Annotated in this window: 4 protein-coding genes; 2 read left to right on the top strand and 2 right to left on the bottom strand. The window is 53.8% G+C overall.

Features of this window, described 5'->3' with window-relative positions; all coding sequences use genetic code 11:
* Nucleotides 1–238: 238 nt before the first annotated feature.
* Together ACTHUT_RS16805 and ACTHUT_RS16800 are read right to left on the bottom strand one after the other, a co-directional pair.
* Nucleotides 239–511, bottom strand: a complete 273-nt coding sequence (locus ACTHUT_RS16805) for a GIY-YIG nuclease family protein (RefSeq protein ID WP_250599511.1) — start codon at nt 509–511, stop codon at nt 239–241.
* Nucleotides 508–1,398 carry a LysR family transcriptional regulator gene (locus tag ACTHUT_RS16800; RefSeq protein WP_250599509.1) on the bottom strand — a complete coding sequence of 297 codons (891 nt, stop codon included), beginning with the start codon at nt 1,396–1,398 and terminating at the stop codon, nt 508–510. The genes ACTHUT_RS16805 and ACTHUT_RS16800 overlap by 4 nt, the downstream gene beginning before the upstream one ends.
* 119 nt (nt 1,399–1,517) lie before the next feature.
* On the opposite strand from ACTHUT_RS16800, the gene ACTHUT_RS16795 reads away from it, so the two are divergent.
* Both ACTHUT_RS16795 and ACTHUT_RS16790 read left to right on the top strand, forming a co-directional pair.
* Entirely contained in the window at nt 1,518–2,174 is a 657-nt protein-coding gene (locus tag ACTHUT_RS16795; protein WP_250599507.1) for an NAD(P)-dependent oxidoreductase, read from the top strand.
* Between the two features lie 91 nt (nt 2,175–2,265).
* Nucleotides 2,266–3,028: tRNA modification GTPase (locus ACTHUT_RS16790; protein ID WP_440419131.1), on the top strand; the 763-nt coding region annotated here is incomplete at its 3' end.

Genomic DNA, 3,028 nt, shown 5'->3' with positions numbered 1-3,028 from the left:
CTCTTAATTTTTAAAGTTTCTTTTTAAATTCAACTTTTTACAAACTTTCCAGATAATACCATAAGCATTAAACCGCCTCTTATCCCCAAAAGGCCGCCTGAACCCCAATCAGGTTTCAGACGGCCTTTTTGAATCATGTTAATAAACATTTGCCGCTTGGCTATGCAAAAGATACCAGCAGGCTTACCTATTTATGTGGTTATTCATATCCCGACTACAATTTAATCCATTGCCGTCATTAACCTTTTGCCAATGTTTCAGCTTCCGCCCACAATCTCCGCTTCTGCTCTGCCGTCAATTTCTTAATACCGATTTCCCGTTTCAGCGCTTCGCTTTTGGAGAGGCCGTCTGAAACGATGCGCATCTCGACAGGCTTGTTCAAACGCGTGTATTTCGCGCCTTTTCCTGACAAATGTGCCACAAATCGCTCTTGCGGACGGTTGCTGATACCGCAATAAAACGCACCGTTTTCGCACAAAATCAGGTAAACGCTCCAATTTTCCGCGTTCATAAATCCCCTTCCTTGGCAAAACTCTCGGTAAAAATGCGCACAGCAACCTCGGTTTTGGCAGACTGCACACGATAAGGCGTTACCAAATAAAGGCTGACCGGTGGTAATGTCCATTCAGGCAAAACCGCTTTCAGACGGCCTTGCGCAATTTTCTCCCTCACTTCGCCGCCCACTTGCAAAGACAAACCGAAACCGCGTTCGGTCAGGCCGCGGACGGCGGCAAGATGCGTGCAGGCAATGCTGTCGGCGACATCGAGGAAATAGCTTTCTTCACCATTTTGCAAGGTGGTGCGTACAGGTAAAAAATGCAGCCAGCGGTGCGCATAAAGCTGAGAGGGATGGGTAATGGTCGGATGGCGATCGAGATAATCGGGCGCGGCACAAATCATATACGGCCACGTCACGAGATGGCGCGCAACCAAGTTGGGATCGTCCAAAGCCCGGTCGCCGCCGCGTATGGCGATGTCGGTCTGATTATGTTGCAGGTCGTCCAAGGTATCGCTGAAATTAAGGATGGGGCGGATTTTGGGAAACTCGGTTTGCAATCTTGAAAATGCCGTCTGAAAAGCGCGGGATTCAATGACCGTGGAAGTCAGGGAAATGCGCAATTCGCCGACGGGTTCGGTTTTGAGGTTGTCGATAACGGTACGCGTATCGGTAAGCGTGGCGGCTAGGCGGCGGCAGTATTCGCCCAACGCGCGGCCAGCATCGGTCGGCGCAAGGCTGCGCGTGCTGCGGTTTAACAGCTTGATGCCGTGCAGGGTTTCGAGGCGGTTGATGTGCTGGCTGACCGCCGACGGGGTCATACCCAGCGCAGCAGCGGCAGCGTTCATGCTGCCGTGTTCGAGGACGGCGGCGAAAACAAGCAGGGGTTTGATGTCTTGCATTCTGTTTCGATTGTTTAGTTTAACTTCACAATCATAACAGTAAATTAGGGATTATCAAACGTTTCAGACGGCCTTACAATGCACTCATCAAATCAATCACACCCCACAAGGAGTTAAACATGAAAATCGCAGTTATCGGTTCAACAGGTTATGTCGGCAACGCAGTCGTTCAAGAATTGGCAGGCCGCGGTCATGAAGTAACCGCTTTCGCCCGCAACACAGACAAAGTTTTCCAAGCGCAAAATGTTGCCGCTGTCTCCGCAGATGTCAACGCAGCAGATTTTGCCGACAAACTGGCCGGTTTTGATGCCGTGGTCAGCGCGTTCAATCCGGGCTGGACCAATCCGAACATCGGCGCAGATTTCACACGCGGCGCAAACAATATTGTCGAAGCGGCAAAAGCAGCGCAAGTGCCATATCTCTTAATCGTCGGCGGCGCAGGCAGCCTGTATGTGGCACCCGGTTTGCAACTTATCGATACGCCTGACTTCCCGAAAGAAATTTTCGACGGCGCCAATGCCGCACGCCATCTTTTGGCAGAACTCCTGCCGCGCCGTGACGTGAACTGGTCTTTCGTTTCCCCTCCTGCACGACTGGGTGTTACCGGCGGTTTCAGCGAAGACAAAACCGGCAAATACCGCTTGGGCAAAGACGATTTGCTGATGGATGGTGAAATTCCGGCAGGCATCAGCGTGGCGGATTTAGCGATTGCCATCGCTGACGATGTGGAAAACAAAGCGCATTTGTTTGAACGCTTTACCGTCGCCGCTGTTTAATCGTCTTAATTTAAAGGCCGTCTGAAACCCAAAGTTTCAGACGGCCTTTTGCTATAATACGCACATTAAATTTACCTATACGCGAGTTCTCATGTCCGCAACCCAACCCACCATCGCCGCCATCGCTACCGCACCCGGACGCGGCGGCGTCGGCGTGATCCGTCTTTCCGGCAAAAACCTGCTGCCTTTGGCGCAAACCCTCAGCGGTGGCAAAACGCCCAAACCGCGTACCGCGCTTTACACCGACTTTCTCGGCGGCGACGGGCAGCCGATAGACAACGGCATTCTGCTCTACTTCGCCGCCCCCGCCAGCTTTACCGGCGAAGACGTGATTGAATTGCAGGGGCACGGCGGCCCTGTGGTAATGGACATGCTGCTTTCGCGCTGCCTCGAACTGGGCGCGCGCATGGCGGAGCCGGGCGAATTTACCAAACGTGCCTTCCTCAACAACAAACTCGACCTTGCCCAAGCCGAAAGCGTCGCCGACCTCATCGACGCCTCCAGCAAGTCCGCAGCACGCATGGCGTTGCGTTCGCTCAAAGGCGCGTTTTCCCAACACATACACGAGCTGGTGGACGACCTTATTACCCTGCGGATGTTGGTCGAAGCCACGCTGGACTTTCCCGAAGAAGACATTGACTTTCTCGAAGCCGCCGACGCGCGCGGCAAGCTCCAAGCCCTGCAAGGCCGTCTGAAAACCGTCCTCGCCAGTGCGGAACAAGGCGCAATTTTGCGCGAAGGCATGAACGTCGTCCTCGTCGGCGCGCCCAACGTCGGCAAATCCAGCCTGCTCAACGCCTTGGCGGGCGACGACATCGCCATCGTAACCGACATCGCCGGCACCACCCGCGACA

This window comes from Neisseria sp. P0022.S010, assembly GCF_051956635.1.
Note: the sequence above shows the minus strand (reverse complement) of the source record. Positions and strands in the feature narration are given on the sequence as shown.